At 44.6% G+C, this 16,122-nt stretch carries 14 protein-coding genes; 8 read left to right on the top strand and 6 right to left on the bottom strand.

Features of this window, described 5'->3' with window-relative positions; all coding sequences use genetic code 11:
- Window positions 1-12: 12 nt before the first annotated feature.
- From LKD36_RS07785 to garR, 6 genes are all read left to right on the top strand, one after another.
- A complete protein-coding gene (locus LKD36_RS07785) occupies window positions 13-1,071 on the top strand; it encodes an ABC transporter substrate-binding protein (protein ID WP_331465194.1) in 1,059 nt (352 codons plus the stop codon).
- 133 nt (window positions 1,072-1,204) lie between these two features.
- Window positions 1,205-4,048, top strand: coding sequence for an SF1B family DNA helicase RecD2 (gene recD2 / locus LKD36_RS07780; protein WP_308459243.1), 2,844 nt, complete (start codon window positions 1,205-1,207; stop codon window positions 4,046-4,048).
- A complete protein-coding gene (locus tag LKD36_RS07775; RefSeq protein WP_308459242.1) occupies window positions 4,049-5,020 on the top strand; it encodes a TAXI family TRAP transporter solute-binding subunit in 972 nt (323 codons plus the stop codon).
- 4 nt (window positions 5,021-5,024) lie between these two features.
- Window positions 5,025-6,215, top strand: coding sequence for a sodium/glutamate symporter (gene gltS, locus LKD36_RS07770; protein ID WP_331465193.1), 1,191 nt, complete (start codon window positions 5,025-5,027; stop codon window positions 6,213-6,215).
- 63 nt (window positions 6,216-6,278) lie between these two features.
- A complete protein-coding gene (locus LKD36_RS07765) occupies window positions 6,279-6,482 on the top strand; it encodes a hypothetical protein (RefSeq protein WP_308459241.1) in 204 nt (67 codons plus the stop codon).
- Between the two features lie 89 nt (window positions 6,483-6,571).
- The gene (gene garR, locus LKD36_RS07760) at window positions 6,572-7,456 is read left to right on the top strand and encodes a 2-hydroxy-3-oxopropionate reductase (RefSeq protein WP_308459240.1); all 885 of its coding nucleotides are present in this window, start codon (window positions 6,572-6,574) and stop codon (window positions 7,454-7,456) included.
- A 30-nt stretch (window positions 7,457-7,486) separates the two neighbouring features.
- Here garR and LKD36_RS07755 read toward each other — a convergent pair whose 3' ends face one another.
- Both LKD36_RS07755 and LKD36_RS07750 read right to left on the bottom strand, forming a co-directional pair.
- Window positions 7,487-8,671 (bottom strand): MFS transporter, encoded by a 1,185-nt coding sequence (locus LKD36_RS07755; RefSeq protein WP_308459239.1) that lies wholly within the window; start codon window positions 8,669-8,671, stop codon window positions 7,487-7,489.
- Window positions 8,672-8,677: 6 nt separating this feature from the next.
- Window positions 8,678-9,724 carry a tyrosine-type recombinase/integrase gene (locus LKD36_RS07750; protein WP_308459238.1) on the bottom strand — a complete coding sequence of 349 codons (1,047 nt, stop codon included), beginning with the start codon at window positions 9,722-9,724 and terminating at the stop codon, window positions 8,678-8,680.
- Between the two features lie 212 nt (window positions 9,725-9,936).
- On the opposite strand from LKD36_RS07750, the gene LKD36_RS07745 reads away from it, so the two are divergent.
- Entirely contained in the window at window positions 9,937-11,658 is a 1,722-nt protein-coding gene (locus tag LKD36_RS07745; protein WP_308459237.1) for an ABC-ATPase domain-containing protein, read from the top strand.
- A gap of 62 nt (window positions 11,659-11,720) precedes the next feature.
- On the opposite strand, the gene LKD36_RS07740 is transcribed toward LKD36_RS07745, so the two are convergent.
- The 4 genes from LKD36_RS07740 to LKD36_RS07725 all read right to left on the bottom strand — a co-directional run bounded on the left by LKD36_RS07740 (window position 11,721) and on the right by LKD36_RS07725 (window position 14,969).
- Window positions 11,721-12,383 (bottom strand): DUF6198 family protein, encoded by a 663-nt coding sequence (locus LKD36_RS07740; protein ID WP_118770040.1) that lies wholly within the window; start codon window positions 12,381-12,383, stop codon window positions 11,721-11,723.
- Between the two features lie 92 nt (window positions 12,384-12,475).
- Window positions 12,476-13,363 carry an OmpA family protein gene (locus tag LKD36_RS07735; RefSeq protein WP_118770041.1) on the bottom strand — a complete coding sequence of 296 codons (888 nt, stop codon included), beginning with the start codon at window positions 13,361-13,363 and terminating at the stop codon, window positions 12,476-12,478.
- Entirely contained in the window at window positions 13,353-14,483 is a 1,131-nt protein-coding gene (locus tag LKD36_RS07730) for a hypothetical protein (protein ID WP_118770042.1), read from the bottom strand. The genes LKD36_RS07735 and LKD36_RS07730 overlap by 11 nt, the downstream gene beginning before the upstream one ends.
- A 96-nt stretch (window positions 14,484-14,579) precedes the next feature.
- Window positions 14,580-14,969: a LysM peptidoglycan-binding domain-containing protein gene (locus LKD36_RS07725; RefSeq protein WP_308459236.1), complete on the bottom strand. Its 390-nt coding sequence runs from the start codon at window positions 14,967-14,969 to the stop codon at window positions 14,580-14,582.
- A 211-nt stretch (window positions 14,970-15,180) separates the two neighbouring features.
- Here LKD36_RS07725 and LKD36_RS07720 point away from each other — a divergent pair, with 211 nt between their 5' ends.
- Complete coding sequence (locus LKD36_RS07720) at window positions 15,181-16,122, top strand: carbohydrate kinase family protein (protein WP_308459235.1); 942 nt, start codon at window positions 15,181-15,183, stop codon at window positions 16,120-16,122.

Here is a 16,122-nt window from a genome sequence, read left to right as displayed (position 1 = left end):
AGGACTACGATTGTGAAAAAAAGAATATTAGCAGCTGCCCTTGCAGCAACTTTAAGTGTAACCATGCTTTCCGGATGCGGAAAAACGGAATCAGCTTCCAATACCAATCCTTCTGAAACGGCAGAAGAGGCAGTGGAGGAGGAAGCAGTCGAAGAAGATGCATTAAGAGAAGTCAATGTGGTACTGGACTGGTACCCGAATGCCATCCATGCATTTCTTTACACGGCTATCGAAAGAGGATATTTTAAAGAGGAAGGACTGGATGTACAGATCCGTTTTCCTTCCAATGCAAGCGATGCCCTGTCTTTAGTAGCAGCAGGTAAAGCTGAGATTGGTATGTATTATCAGCATGACGTAATTCAGGCCATTGCCAATCAGAAAACACCGGTGAAGGCTATCGGTGCGATCGTGCAGTCTCCACTGTGCGTTATTCTTTCTCTGAAAGATAAAAATATCACCGGACCGGAAGACCTGGCAGGAAAAACGATTGGCTATGGTGGAACTGCCCTTAGTGAAGCTTTTATTAAATGTATGATAGAAAACGTTGGTGCAGACTCTTCTGATGTGAATATGGTTGATGTAGGATTTGATCTGATGAGTTCCATGACCACTGGAAATGTAGATGCGACGATCGGCTGTCTCGTAAACCATGAAGTACCTCAGATGGAAGAAGAGGGATTTGATGTTAACTACTTTATGGTAAATGGATATGGCATCCCGAATTACTATGAAGAGGTGTTCCTTACCAACAATGATATTTTGGAAAATGAGCCGGAAGTGGCAGAAGGATTTATCCGTGCCTGCAAGAAAGGCTTTGCAGATTTCCAGGCTGATCCGGATGGATGCCTTGCGATCCTGATGGAGAACCAGAACGAGGAGAACTTCCCACTGACGCAGTCTGTGGAGGAGCAGTCCTGTGCGACCCTTCTCCCGTTGATGGCAACAGATGATGCTGCATTTTTAAGCATGACGGATGACTGCTGGCAGCAGAACATCGACTGGATGCTGGCAAACGGACTCATTGATCAGTCTGTAGAAGTATCTGATGTAATGGTAAATTTAGGCGAATAGTAAAATGAAATAGAACAGAAAGTCCCGGGATTGGATCTGGCCACCATCCCGGGATTTTTGTTTGCGCGCCATTGTTTGAGAGGTCTTAATTGTGCTATAATGAAATATACTTTTGAACATAAGGAGCAATTGGATGGCAGCCAAACGAGGAACCTGGAAAACGAAATACACGCCTGATTATGTGGTCTTTGACCTGGAGACTACAGGCATCTCCCGCGTATATGACGAAGTGGTAGAGATTTCTGCTGTGAAGGTCCGGGGAGGAAAAGTCGTGGATGAGTTCAGCACTCTGGTCAATCCGGGACGGCATATTCCGTCAGGTGCAAGTCAGGTAAACGGCATTACCGATCAAATGGTAGCTTATGCGCCGCGGTTTGTAAAAGTGCTGCAGGAATTTCTGGATTTCACGGAAGGTTATCCTCTGGTGGGTCACAATATTGCTTCTTTTGATATGAAATTTATCTGCAGGGACGCGGAGAAATATTATGGCTCTGTTCCCGTCAACGACTATATAGATACACTCCCTCTGGCAAGAAAGCATCTTCCGAATCTTTCCCATCATAAACTGACCGATCTGGCTTCTTACTATGGTCTCACAACGGACGGCGCACACCGGGCGCTGAATGACTGCCGGATGAACCAGCAGGTCTATGAGTGTATGGTAAAAGAGATGCGGGAGGCACGGACCGGGAAATCGGCATCATCAGAAAACAATGCACCGGAAAGGAATCCTGCTGTTCCGGAAAAGCCGAAACATTCAACCATGAAACTTCGTGGCGTGGTGGAACGAATTACTTATCAGAACCCGGAAAATGGCTATACAGTACTTAAATGCGCAGTGAAGAATTATAACGATCTGGTAACAGTCATTGGAAATCTTCTGGATGTCAATGTAGGTTCGGTGCTGCTCATTGACGGCAACTGGAAGGTGGACAGTAAATATGGCCGTCAGTTCGTGGCAGAGAGCTGGGAAGAAACGCTTCCGGCGACAGTTTTTGGTATTGAGAAATACCTGGGTTCCGGTCTGATCAAAGGTGTAGGACCTAAATTTGCCAAACGGATTGTGGGGCTTTTCGGGACTGACACCATGGATGTGATTGAGTGTGATATTTCTCGGCTGAAAGAAGTGGAAGGCATCGGTGAAAAACGAATCCGGCAGATTCATGAAAGCTGGGAGCGGCAAAAAGAGATTAAAAATGTCATGCTTTTTCTGCAGGATCATGGAGTGAGTACTTCTTTCGCAGCCAAGATTTACCGTCAATATGGAAATGACAGTATCGCAAAGGTAAAGGAAAATCCATTCCGGCTGGCAGACGATATCTGGGGCATTGGTTTTAAGACGGCAGATAGCATCGCGGAGAAGCTGGGTATCGGAAAAGAAGCGTTTGTGCGTCTCCGAAGCGGTATCATGTATACGTTAAGCAGTCTGGCAGATGAAGGCCATGTTTATGCCTATAAAGGACAACTCATAAAACGGGCAACCGAACTTCTGGAAGCCGAAGAAAGCAGTATCGTCATGACCCTGGACCAGATGCTGGCGGACAAAGATGTGATCTCAGAACCGGTATCGGAAGAGAAAGGGGACGCTATTTATCTGCCGCCTTTTTACTATGCGGAGGTGGGCGTTGCTGCTAAAATCCGGAAATTGTTACAGAATCCGGCACAGGATCGCCTATGGACATCTCTGATGGAAGCGCGGAAACGGACCGGAAATAGGGCTCTTTCTATTGATGTAAAGAAGATCGAAGCCAAAATCGGTATGGAATATGATGAGATTCAGGCAGATGCCATCCGACAGGCTGCAGTTTCCAAGATAATGATTCTTACCGGAGGACCCGGTACAGGAAAGACCACGACGACGAAAGGCATTATTTCTGCTTATCAGTCCTTCGGATTAAAGATTCTGCTGGCAGCACCAACTGGAAGAGCAGCCAAGCGTATGACGGAGACAACCGGGCTGGAAGCAAAGACCATTCACAGGCTTTTGGAGTGTAAGCCGCCGGAGGGCTATCAGAAAAATGAGGAAAATCCCCTGGAAGGAGATGTGCTCATTGTCGATGAGTGTTCCATGATTGATCTGGTGCTCATGAATTCACTGCTCAAAGCCATCCCGGCGGGCATGAGAGTGGTTCTGGTGGGAGACATTGACCAGCTGCCATCGGTAGGCGCAGGAAATGTATTGAGGGATCTGATTGATTCCGGGGTGGTTCCGGTGATCCGCCTGACCCGCATTTTCCGCCAGGCACAGACAAGCCGGATTATCATGAATGCCCACAGGATCAATGAGGGACAGATGCCGGATCTCTCTAATGGAAAAGAGACAGATTTTTTCTTTACGACCAAAGAAGATCCGGAAGAAGCAGTGCGGGAGATTGTCAGTCTGGTGCAGCATAAGCTGTCCCGTTATTACCGCACGCCGTCTTCACAGATCCAGGTATTAACGCCTATGCAGAAAGGTGTCGTTGGAGCGACGAATCTCAATCTGGCGCTGCAGGAGGCTTTGAATCCCCAGGGTGACGGATTACGGCGAAGCGGTTTTATTTTCCGGCGGGATGACAAAGTCATGCAGATCAGGAATAATTATGATAAAGAAGTATTTAACGGAGACATCGGTATCATTGAATCGGTGGATCTCCAGAACCGGACACTGAAAGTCAATTTTGATCAGCATGTGGTGGAATATGAGTCTTCCGAACTGGATGAACTGGTACATGCTTATGCCACCACCATTCACAAAGCGCAGGGATCTGAATACCCCATTGTGGTGATGCCGGTGCTCATGAATCATTATGTGATGCTGCAGAGAAATCTGATCTATACGGGAATTACAAGGGCGAAGAAAATTCTTGTCATGGTGGGAACCAGAAAAGCCCTGGCCTGTGCCGTGCGGAATGTGACAGTCGACCGACGGAATACGCTTTTAAAAGAACGGTTGCAGCAGTCGGTGGACAGGATAGAAACAAGAGAGGGACGATAAATGAAGACAAAACAATTATTTGCCGTCGGAATGGCAGCGCTGATGTTGATGGGATGCGGCAGCAGTGCCGGACGCATCCGATTCGGTGCAGCAGGACTGGGCGGAATGTATCAGGTATTTGGTGATGCTTTCGCAAAGCTTGCCGAAGAAGGGGAAGGAACAGATCCAATTGAAGTGCGGACGACGGCCGGATCAGCGGCTAATATCCGGTTGCTTTCCGAGGATTATGTACAGATGGCCATTGCCCAGGCGGATATGGCGGAGGATGCATATGCAGGAACCGGCGTATTTGCAGATGGGGAATCCTATGCAAACTTCAGTGCCGTGGCCGGACTTTATACGGAAGCCTGCCAGGTTGCAGTTCGCGCAGATTCAGAGATTGCATCCATAGAAGATCTGCAGGGAAAGACCGTGAGCATCGGAGAAGAAGAATCAGGAACCGAGCAGAATGCCCGGCAGATTCTGGAAGCCTACGGTCTTGGTGACCGACTGGTGGAAATGAAATATTTTACGTATACAGAAGCAGCGGACGCTCTGCAAAAAGGTGAGATTGACGCCATGTTCTGTACAGCAGGTGTGCAGACGACAGTGCTGGAAGAACTGACCCGTCAGTGTGAGATTCGTTTCCTGAATGTGGATGGAGAGGGCGCCGGCCGGCTTCTGAGTGCTTATCCGGCATATGAGACGTATGTAATTCCGGCAGATACTTATTCCGGACAGACAGAGGAAGTCTCCACGGTAGGTGTGAGAGCACTTCTTCTGGCCAGTGACAAATTGTCCGCAAAGACAGTAAAACAGATAACAGGACTTTTGTTCGGGAACAGTCAGAAATTACAGTATGCACTTCCTCTGGATCTGGTGCTTGATGAATCTTCCTCCACCGACGGAATTTCTATTCCATTTCATCCGGGAGCCGCAGACTATTATAAAGAATGCGGCATTGACGTAACCACAAAGGAAGGAAACAAATAAATAAATGAATATGATACATCTTGATATGTATCAGACCATTGCCGCAGCGGTTGTGGCTCTGATGCTTGGAAAATTTTTAAGAAAACGGGTAAATATTCTGGAACGATTCTGCATTCCTGCCCCGGTCATCGGAGGCGTGGTATTTGCAGTGCTGACCTGTGTATGTTACGTCACCGGAATTGCAGAGTTTTCATTTAATGACATTTTAAAAGAAGTCTGTATGGTATTTTTTTTCACATCTGTAGGTTTTCAGGCGAACTTAAAAGTCCTGAAGAGCGGAGGAAAAGCACTGATTGTATTTCTGGGACTGGTCATTGTACTGATCGTGTCACAGAACTTCCTGGCAGTAGGCCTTGCAAAATTACTGCACATTGATGTGCTGGTGGGCTTATGTACCGGTTCTATCCCCATGGTTGGCGGACATGGTACTGCAGGTGCATTTGGTCCGGTGCTGGAAGACTTTGGCATTGAAGGCGCATCTACGCTTTGTACCGCAGCTGCTACCTTTGGTCTGATCGCAGGCAGTATGATGGGTGGCCCTATCGGAAAACGTCTGATTGAGAAAAAGAATCTTTTGTCTACGGCAGTTACAGAGGATGACAGCCTTCTGGTAGAAGAGGAGCGGAAGCATGAGCGTCATACCAGCATGTATCCGGCTGCTGTGTTTCAGCTGATTATTGCCATGGGTATCGGCACGATTCTGTCAGATTTTCTGTCCATGACCGGCATGACCTTCCCGATCTATATCGGAGCTATGATCGCAGCCGCTGTTATGAGAAATATTGGTGAATATACTGGAAAATATACGACTTATATGGGTGAGATCAACGATATCGGTGGTATCAGCCTGTCTCTGTTTCTTGGGATTGCCATGATTACGTTGAAGCTCTGGCAGCTGGCGGATTTGGCGCTTCCGCTGCTGATCTTACTGGCAGGACAGGTAGTGCTGATGTTTGTTTTTACGTATTTTGTTGTTTTCTGGGTTATGGGACGGGATTACGATGCAGCAGTGATTTCTTCCGGTGTCTGCGGTTTTGGTATGGGTGCAACCCCAAATGCCATGGCCAATATGCAGGTGCTGTGTGAGAAATACGCTCCGTCAGTCAAAGCCTACCTTCTGATCCCGCTGGTAGGAAGTTTGTTTGCGGACTTTTTGAACAGTCTGGTGATCACACTGTTTATTAATTTTCTGTAAATACCCGGGCAAGCATGTGGCTCTGAATAGTTGTAATAGTTTCATATAAGGAGGGATGAAATCATGTTCTGGAGAAAATTCTGGGAGAAGAGAAAAGCAAAAGAAAAAGAGCCGGATTATGATGTGGAGAGCGAAAATCTGGCCATTCCGGAGGTGCATCTTCATGGGCATCACGGACATAAAGAAGAGGCGGATGTGCATCACCACGGCGAAAGTATCAGTTACGATAACGTAGCCATTCCGGAAATTCATATTAAGAAAAAGTAAAAATTGAAATCGAATCCGGGAATATCATTGAAAACAAGATACAGAACGGGTAAAATATAAATAATATCGCTAAAAGGGAGGAAAAACCTGTGAAAATCGGATTTATCGGACTTGGCATCATGGGAAAGCCCATGTGTAGAAATCTTATGAAAAATGGTCATGAAATGGTCGTATATAATCGTTCCAGTGCATCTATGGAGGAACTTGCCAAAGAAGGTGCTGTCATGGCAAAATCTCCGGCAGAGCTTGCTGCTCAGTGTGAAACCATCATTACTATGGTTCCAAACTCTCCGAATGTCAGAGACGTAGCACTTTCTGAAAATGGCATTATCAAAGGTGCAAAACCAGGAACGGTCCTGATTGATATGAGCTCCATCGATCCGACAGAAAGCCGTGCCATTGCTGCAAAACTTGCAACAGCAGGAATTGAAATGATGGATGCGCCGGTCAGCGGCGGTGAACCGAAAGCAATTGACGGTACGCTTTCCATTATGGTTGGCGGTAAAAAAGAACTGTATGACCGTTACTATGATGTTCTGATGTGTATGGGAGCCAGTGCTGTTTATGTAGGTGAAATCGGTGCCGGAAATATTGCCAAACTTGCAAACCAGATGATTGTCGCCATCAATATCGCAGCAGTTGGAGAAGCGCTGACCATGGCAACCAAGACCGGAGCCGACCCGGAACTTGTCTATCAGGCAATCCGCGGTGGACTGGCAGGAAGTACCGTACTGGATGCGAAAGCGCCTATGATGATTGATCGAAATTTCAAACCCGGATTCCGGATAGAGCTTCATATTAAGGATCTGAATAATGCTATCGCAGCGGCACATTCTTCCGAGACAGCTGTTCCGCTGACCAGTCAGGTGATGGAGATGATGCAGTCTCTGAAAGCAGATGGCTGCGCAAAAGAAGATCACAGTGCACTGGTAAAATTTTATGAAAAAATCTCGGATACCATCGTAAAACATTAAATCTGCACAAGGATGCACTGTTTGCAGGAATTACTCATGTCTTCCTGCAAACAGGAATACCAGTACAGCGCCTGCAGCGGCCATTGCAAAGCATACAGTATTCATGGCACCAACTCCTGCATTGTCAATGAGAAAGCCTCCGAAAAGGCTTCCAAAGACGCCTCCCAGGGTATTGGTGGCTGTCATGACTGCCTGCCCTTTGAATTTATCCTGATCCAGCATTGTTTCATTCACGTAATAAACAGAAGAAGGTATATACAGGGCAAAGGAACCGATCTGTAACATGGCTGCCAGATACATCGTCATCACATTTCCTGCCAGCATAAATCCGGCTGCACGGATGGCAAAAAAGGCGCTGGATACCATGAGTAAAGTACTGCTCTTAAAGTGTTTTGAGATTCTGGAGAACAGGAACATGACTGGAAGTTCCGTTACCGCTGCAATCGAGAGCATACGACCCATATCCGCGGAGGTTCCTCCTACATTTTCAATGACCTTGATCAAATAAGCATTGTTCATATTATGGAAAGTGAACAATAACGTAATGCCTGCTAAAGTTAACATAAAATTCTTATATCTACCAGCAAATACAAGAAGGCCTGCATCGTTCTGCTCCGGCTCTTTTTCTTTCGGCCGGGAAGCGGCAGAAGAGGAGAGTACCGGCATGGACAGTACCGTTACGAGCAGTACCAAAGCCACCAAAATTCCAGTCATCAGAATACTTCTGGTTCCAAATTTTTCGACCACGATTCCAAGAATATAAGAAGCCGCCGCATAGGAGAGGGAACCAATTCCTCTCGCAGAACCAAAATCAACGGATACTCCCTGATTCACATAGTAAACGCTGACGGAATTAATCAGCGGCTGAATAACCTGAAGAAAGGTATCTGTCAAAAGAAATAAAACAGCAACAGCAAGTAATCCGTTGGGTACAAAATATAATAACACCAACAGTAAAATCATAATAACAGATAACATTGCCGTTAATTTGTGCAGAGAGATTTTTTCAGAACGGTCTGCGATGGAAGCCACCATAGGCTGCAGAACCACTCCTAAAATATTTCCGGCTGCAATAATCACGCCGATCATGGAACTCTCAAATCCACGGCTTAATAAGAAGACTGTTGCAAATGCATAGATCACACAGAAAGATGCCCAATATGAGCCCTGCAGGATACAGTATTGTATCATTAGTTTTCGGGTATTCAGTTTCATACACTTTTACTCCTTTTCTCGCAGCTGCACAATATTGGCTGCTTTTCGTTTATTTTCTTCTTTCATAGCCGCATAATGCTTCCGGGTCGTATTGACGTTTTTATGACCCAGCACATCAGCTACCAGATAGATGTCGCCGGTTTCCTGGTAAAGAGCAGTACCATAGGTACTCCGTAGCTTGTGAGGCGTGATTTTCTTTACTGTTGCCGTGGAAGCATATTTCTTTACCAGACGCTCCACAGAACGCACTGTAATCCGCGTATTATTCTGGGAGATAAACAGTGCATTTTCATGTCCCGGTGCGGGCGTCATTTTCATTCGTTCATCCAGATAATTCCGCAGCATTTCTTCAGTTTCTTCGCCAAAATAGACAATATCCTCATTACCGCCTTTTCGGATCACCCGCATAGCTCCATTATCAAAATCCAGATCCGAAAGGTCCAGTCCCACCAGCTCCGTTACTCGAACACCTGTTCCAAGGAGAGTAACCACGATGGCAAGGTCCCGTGCTTTATTCCGTTCATGCCAGACTTTTTGCTGTTTGGTCAGCTTTTCTCCCGATTCAATATTATCAATGAGTTGGGCTACCTCATTAGCATCCAGACGGATGATGTTTTTTTCTTTGACCCTGGGTACATCCACAACAGAGGGAGCATTTTTCTGAATCATTTCCTTCTTATGGAAATATCCGAAAAAGGTATTCAGCGTCGCCAGCTTTCTGGCTTTGCCTTCCTCATGATTCTGATAAATCTGACCGTCCTTTTCATAGTAGGTCAGGAAGGAGAGATACTCCTCAATATCCACCGGCTGAAGATTATCCAGGATGGATACCGGAAGTGTTCGAAGATCCTTGTCACGGAAGTAAGAATTGGTTGTCCGCAGGAAATAAAAAAAGGTACTCAGGTCGTAAGCATAATTGCGTCGGGTGTTGGTTGCCTTCTTAATTTCCATGGCGCGAAAGAAATCATCTGCGAAAGCGGGGAGTTCTTTCTGTAATTCCCGGAGTTTCATGGTGTTTTTGTAATCAATTTGTTCATGATAAGTTTGGGACATAAATAGCGTCATCTCCTTATTTTAGATGTAACGCGTCGTAAAACTGCCATTTTGCGACTAGTTATTGATCTGTCTCTATACTACTCCTGAATCGGATTTTTGTAAAGAACCTATATAAAAATTATTTTCATTTTATTTTTGCATTCTTCTCTCTTCATTTATGGTAAGATACTTTATAAGAATCTTATTATTTTAAGGAGTGACTACTTTTCATGAAATCATCCAATGATCTGCATGCGTCTCTGCGTGCCATAGACCATAAAGGTTATCCGGCATACAAATCCCTGGCCGGAAGTTATCAGTTTGAAAACTTCATTCTCTGTATTGATCATGTACAGGGAGATCCTTTCGCATCACCTTCCAGTCTTCATATCGAGGTGCTTCATAGCTATGCTAAGTTTCCAGAAGAATATTATGTAAATCAAAATTATCGCATCGCTCTTCAGGATCATCTGATCAGACTCTTTGCAGCCAAATTTGAAGCTTACCAGTTCAAGGTAAAAGGTTCCGGAAAAAGTGGTCTGATGTCCATCACCCGATGTGGACAGGAAGTTCTGGAACGAAGCGCCTGTCAGATTACCAATGACCGGATCATTGTCCGTTTTCATGTTGGATTCCCTGCCTTTGGCCGCACCATCAGTGCCGGAGAGCTGGAAAAGATCCTGTTTGATTTTCTTCCGGATTGTATCGAACATACATTCTTCTATCAGAATATTAACCAGCAAAAAGTGAAACAGGCCCTCTTCCTCTATGACGATCAGGAAGCACTTCGGCGGATTCTGAAACAGGAAAAACTGGCTGCTTTTGTGGCTGATGAGGCAGTCCTTCCGCGAAAAAGCGGTGTCTCAGATCTTCCCATGAAAAACAGCGTGCCCTTCTCTTCTCCTACTTCCATGAGGCGAACATATATTCTTCCCCATAAAGGAGCACTTACCGGTATGGCGATTCCCGTGGGCATTACTTTAATTGTAGGTGGTGGTTATCACGGAAAATCTACTCTCCTGGAAGCACTACAGACCGGTGTTTATAACCATATTGCAGGGGATGGCCGGGAATATGTCATTACAGATAATACCGCTGTTAAACTTCGGGCAGAAGACGGTCGTGGGATCCGTAATGTGGATATTTCCATGTTTATTAAGGATCTTCCAAATAAAAAAGATACCACGGCATTCTCTACACCGGACGCCAGTGGAAGCACTTCACAGGCTGCCGGTGTTATAGAAAGTCTGGAAGCAGGTTCCCGCTTATTCCTAATTGATGAAGATACTTCTGCCACAAATTTTATGCTTCGGGATGATTTTATGCAGGAAGTTATCAACCGGGAGAAAGAACCGATTACGCCTTTCCTGGAACGTGCAAGAGACCTTTATGAAAAAGCCGGTGTTTCTACGATTTTAGTTGCCGGAAGTTCGGGAGCCTTCTTCTATATTGCAGATCAGATTTTGCAAATGGACAATTATCTGCCTGTCGATATTACAGAAAAAGTAAAAACTCTGTGCCTGAAGCACAAGGCACCTCGAACACAGGCACCTGGATTTCAGATTCCGGACTTTCACCGCACTCTCCCACCTTTCCGACGGGAAGCATCTGATATGAGTCGTCGCGGTGGTCGTGGAAATAGATCCCAACATGAGCATATGAAGGTAAAAGTGTTCGGGAAGGATTCCTTCTCCCTCGATAAAGAAATGATTGACCTTCGTTATGTGGAACAGCTGGCAGACTCCGAGCAAACCTGTGCTCTCGCCTATCTGCTGCGCTATGCTCTGGAACAGTCAGAAGCAAATCTTACGGTGCAGGAAACGGTAGAGCATCTCATAGATTTGTTTACTGATAAAGGCTGGACTCCATTCTGCAGCTCCTATGTACCCTGTGGACTGGCAAGACCCCGTGTTCAGGAGATTTATGCCTGCCTGAACCGGTTTCGGGGTTAATCATATTTCTGAAAAAAACAACGAGACAGCAATTTACGGTCTCGTTGTTTTTCCTGTAATTATTATTTTTCAAATACAGAAGTAAACATCCACTTCTTATCCATCTGCTCTCCAACCATTCCAATCACTTTACCTAACGTAAATGCAGCCAGAACGGTTCCGATTCCCAATCCCTTTACATGTCCAAGGAAACAATAGGTCATTAAGAATGTTACTGCAAGACATATCACATCAAAACAAACCTTCACTTTGGAATAAGGAACCTTAATGATAGAGGACAGTTCTCTCGGAAAAAGATCTGTTGGAACAATAGGCATCTTACAACGGTTGGAAAGAGCAATTCCAATGCTGATCAGCAAATAGCTGATGCAGAAGTATAAAACTCTAAGTGGAAGTGTCTGAGGAAGGACTGATATCCATGCCTCATGTACATCCACCAGAATTCCAAAACAGAATCCCACTACAAAACTGAACAGATATATCGGAACAAATCTTTTTCGAAGAATCATCAGGCTTAAAACCAGAAGACCTTGAAAAAGGTATGTCCAGGTGCCAAGTGTTAACCATGGAAATACTTCTGAGAATGCGTAGGGCACACTGGAGATTGCTGAAATTCCGGAACCAGAATACAGCATCAAAACAACCCCAAAACTGTTAATAATTACTGCAACAATCAGTGCCAGTTCTCCACGCAAACTTGTCTTTTCTGTCGTATTTACTTTCATAATTTTGAACACTCCTTTGCTTTACCATCAAAGGATAGTTCGGTTTTATTATTTAATCAACTACTTTTTTTCTATCAATCAATAGATATTATCTATGATTCGTTCAAAACTTCATTAATCTTTTCAATCATCTCATCCTCTTTCAGACGAAACTTGATCTCTACTCTTCTGGATGCCGCCATATCTACTTCAGAAGTGCCTTCCTTATATACCGGGCTACTGTAAGAACGTCCGTTTACAGTCAGAACATTCTGAAGTGCCGTGATCTGATCATCCGTCAATCCATTCTTTGAGTTCTGGCAAAACGTTGCTACAGCATTGGCACGGGCAAAAGATAATTCCATATTACTTGCATATCCGCCTTCTGTATCAGTATGTCCTTCAACAATAATTTCCGCAATATATGGACGGTAATCAGCCTGTAAAAGGACACTTAGATAGGTAGGAATAACCTCCCTCAAAGTATTTTTACTGTTTTCCGTCAATACTGCGCTGTTATATCGGAACAGAACATCAGAAGAAAAAGTGATCGAACCATTCTGTGCATCAACCGTCATGGAAGAGCCATCCAGACTTTCCTGCAATGCACGGATAATATCTGTTCTGACACCGACGATATCCTGCAGCTGACTTTTTGTTGCACGCAGTTCTTCCTGTGTGGCATCAACTTCCTCCTGCTTGGCAGCAATCGCATTATACGCTGCCTGCAGCTCTTCTTGCGTCATCGATACTTTGGTATTTGCATCGTCCAGCTGTGCCATATAATTCTTCAGTTCTTCCTCTGACATGGCAAGATCTGCCTGGGTACTGCTGAGCTGCTGTTTTGTAACCTCCAGATCTGTCTGCTTCTGCTTATAAATTGCAAGGGTAATTGCAATAATCAGAATAAAGATCAGAAGCAGCGCTGCCATCATATCAGAATAGGACTGCCAGTAACTAGGTGAATGGAAGGCATTCCGTTCTTTACGATTATTTCTCATACAAATCCCTCATTCTGTGAAAGGTATATAATTCATTACTCAGGCCGTCACATGTCTCTGATAATTTTTCCGCCACTTCATCCTGACGGTTCAATGCCAGATTCATCGTATCATTCATAGCACGGCTTGCTTCCAGAAGAAGTTTTGTGCTTTCTTCAAGTCGCTGGAAATTACGGGCATATGTACTCTGTGCTTCACAGGCTGCAGTAAGATTCTTTCCGAGCTTTTCCATGTCCGTACCCATTATATCATTCATCTGATTTACGAACTGCTGTACGATCGTTGAAAGCCCTTTTGTCTGCTCTGCAGCCTGGCCTTTCATCAGTTCCATCATGGTCTTCAATGAATTGGACATATTAGCCTGATAGATCAGCATGGCACTGGTATTTTCATCTATCGTACTGATTGGTGGTTCCGCACATTCATGGAAAGTTTCCAGAAAATCGGTCAGTTTTTCATAAGCATCCGCCATAATACTGCGGTATACAAAGTTAAATACTAAGGAGAAGAAAATGCCATACACAGAAGTATGGAATGCTACTTTCATACCTTCCAGAAGCGGTCCGATGTTATCGGAAATTGTAAAAATATCATTTCCCGAGAAATGAATCATTCCAAGTGTCAGACCCAGGAATGTTCCAAGAATACCGAGTCCGGACATTGTCGCCGATACTACACCATTATAATGGGCACTTCCAATGCGATCCAGAAGATCTTCGTTCAGATAATCTTCAATCGGGCATATGCTGGTGACAGATCCTTTTGGAGTCGTATGTGCAGCAATTCTTCGCTGATATTTGGAAAACTGATCATCCAATACCGTATGATGGAACACATCCTTTTTATCTTTATAACGGTTCCAGAGATTCTGCTGATCGGCAGAGTAATTTTTTTCCATATCATCTGCCGCATCCAGAAGTGCATCTGTAGCCTTGTTCAGACGGCCAAATGATATGGCTGAAATTACCATCAGAATACCAATCAGAAGCAGGAATGAAATATTGATCACCAGATTACTCCGGGAAGTTATCTGCCCTGTAAATACACCGTTAATATAAAGAATAAATCCAAACATCAAAAGATACAGTACAAAGAGAAAATAGTAAGCTTTGTTCTTCATGAAGAACCTCCTTTGCAAAATTATGTATTACTACTCTAGCATATTTTGTTGGAGGCTACAATGGACATACCGGAATCTTAATGGAATCTTAAAACATTATTCTATATCTTCCTCATAATAAGGAATGATCAGTGTCTGTCCTGAGATAATCTGACCGGTCGGAGAAATATGGTTGATCTCTCTGATCTCTTTCATATACTCTGCATGAGATGCATAATACACAGAGTCCATATATTCAGAGGCAATATCCCATAGAGTATCTCCTTTCTCCACACAGATACTGCGATAATATTTCTCGGATGTCGACTTCTCCGGCTCCTGTGCTTTTGCAAGCATTGTTCCGAAACCAACTCCGATAATAAAAATAGAAATCAGAGTGACAAGAAGAATCAGTGCGGTTCTTCTTCTTTCACGCTGCTTACGGGCTGCATGTACTCTGTGAGCTTTTCTTACCTGCTCTCTTTTTGCCATCTCTGCTGCATACATTTCACTTGACCTCCTTCGAACAAGCATTCCGAACATTCGTTCTTTATTGATCTCATTATATTACCAGAACAAATGTTTGTCAACGATATTTTCGAATATTTGTTCGATCTTTTTCTTTTTGCTTTCAATCGGCTTTCATGGTATAATAAGCATTCACTTGTGAGAATTTTTAACAGAAATGAATGATAAACGGAAGGAACGAAAACAAAAGATGGCAGTAAATAAAAATGGTATTGTAGTATTGGGCGCGGTATTTGTGGATATCAAAGGATTTCCGGAAGACGTGTACATCCCGGACGGGAGAAATGCAGGAAAAGTAGAATATGTTCACGGCGGTGTCAGCCGCAATGTGGTAGAGGACATTGCAAACATCGAGCTTCGCCCCACCTTTCTTGGTATTGTAGATAATTCTGCTCTCGGTGAGGAGGTCATCCACAAACTGCAGAGACACAAGGTAAATACTGAATATATGCAGACTGTTCCCGGCGGCATGGGCACCTGGCTGGCTGTATTTGATCACAATGGTGATGTAGCCGGTTCTATCTCCCAGCGTCCGGATCTTACCCCGATCCTCACGATTCTGGAGGAAAAGGGTGACGAGATTATCTCTCAATGTGATTCGGTTGTCATCGAAGTGGATATGGACAAAGAAATTGTGAAAAAGGTAGTTCTGCTTTGCGAAAAATATAATAAAAAATTATATGGTGTGGTCAGCAATATGAGTATTGCTATGGAACGCCGGGACTTCCTTCAGAAATTCGACTGCTTTATCTGCAATCAGCAGGAAGCCGGCATGTTCTTTTCTAATGACTACAATGATAAGACTCCGGATGAAATGCAGGCCATTCTGGCAGACTGCCTGAAACACGCCAATATTTCGTCTATGGTTGTTACTATGGGTGGCCAGGGAGCTGTTTTTGCAGATAAAAACGGTCTTCGAGGCTTCTGTCCGGCCAGAAGCGTACAGGTGAAGGATACCACCGGTGCGGGTGATTCCTTCTGTGCCGGTGTAGCCAGCGGTCTTACCTATGGAAATACCCTGGAAGAAGCAGTTGCCATCGGCACCCGCCTGGCTGCTTCCGTGATTACTTCTTCTGAAAATGTATGTCCCCGATTTCTTCCGGCAGAATTAGGAATCACAGAACAGGTGTAA

It is taken from the genome of Hominiventricola filiformis (assembly GCF_020686965.1).
Classification (GTDB): Bacteria; Bacillota; Clostridia; order Lachnospirales; family Lachnospiraceae; genus Hominiventricola; species Hominiventricola filiformis.
This window is presented reverse-complemented; position numbering and strand designations above follow the sequence as displayed.

What these genes read in the sequence shown, in the direction of transcription:
- recD2 (WP_308459243.1), top strand. Translation starts at nt 1,205, where the DNA reads ATGGCAGCCAAACGAGGAACCTGGAAAACGAAATACACGCCTGATTAT.
- LKD36_RS07775 (WP_308459242.1), top strand. Translation starts at nt 4,049, where the DNA reads ATGAAGACAAAACAATTATTTGCCGTCGGAATGGCAGCGCTGATGTTG.
- gltS (WP_331465193.1), top strand. Translation starts at nt 5,025, where the DNA reads ATGAATATGATACATCTTGATATGTATCAGACCATTGCCGCAGCGGTT.
- LKD36_RS07765 (WP_308459241.1), top strand. Translation starts at nt 6,279, where the DNA reads ATGTTCTGGAGAAAATTCTGGGAGAAGAGAAAAGCAAAAGAAAAAGAG.
- LKD36_RS07755 (WP_308459239.1), bottom strand. Translation starts at nt 8,671, where the DNA reads ATGAAACTGAATACCCGAAAACTAATGATACAATACTGTATCCTGCAG.
- LKD36_RS07750 (WP_308459238.1), bottom strand. Translation starts at nt 9,724, where the DNA reads ATGTCCCAAACTTATCATGAACAAATTGATTACAAAAACACCATGAAA.
- LKD36_RS07745 (WP_308459237.1), top strand. Translation starts at nt 9,937, where the DNA reads ATGAAATCATCCAATGATCTGCATGCGTCTCTGCGTGCCATAGACCAT.
- LKD36_RS07740 (WP_118770040.1), bottom strand. Translation starts at nt 12,383, where the DNA reads ATGAAAGTAAATACGACAGAAAAGACAAGTTTGCGTGGAGAACTGGCA.
- LKD36_RS07735 (WP_118770041.1), bottom strand. Translation starts at nt 13,363, where the DNA reads ATGAGAAATAATCGTAAAGAACGGAATGCCTTCCATTCACCTAGTTAC.
- LKD36_RS07730 (WP_118770042.1), bottom strand. Translation starts at nt 14,483, where the DNA reads ATGAAGAACAAAGCTTACTATTTTCTCTTTGTACTGTATCTTTTGATG.
- LKD36_RS07725 (WP_308459236.1), bottom strand. Translation starts at nt 14,969, where the DNA reads ATGTATGCAGCAGAGATGGCAAAAAGAGAGCAGGTAAGAAAAGCTCAC.
- LKD36_RS07720 (WP_308459235.1), top strand. Translation starts at nt 15,181, where the DNA reads ATGGCAGTAAATAAAAATGGTATTGTAGTATTGGGCGCGGTATTTGTG.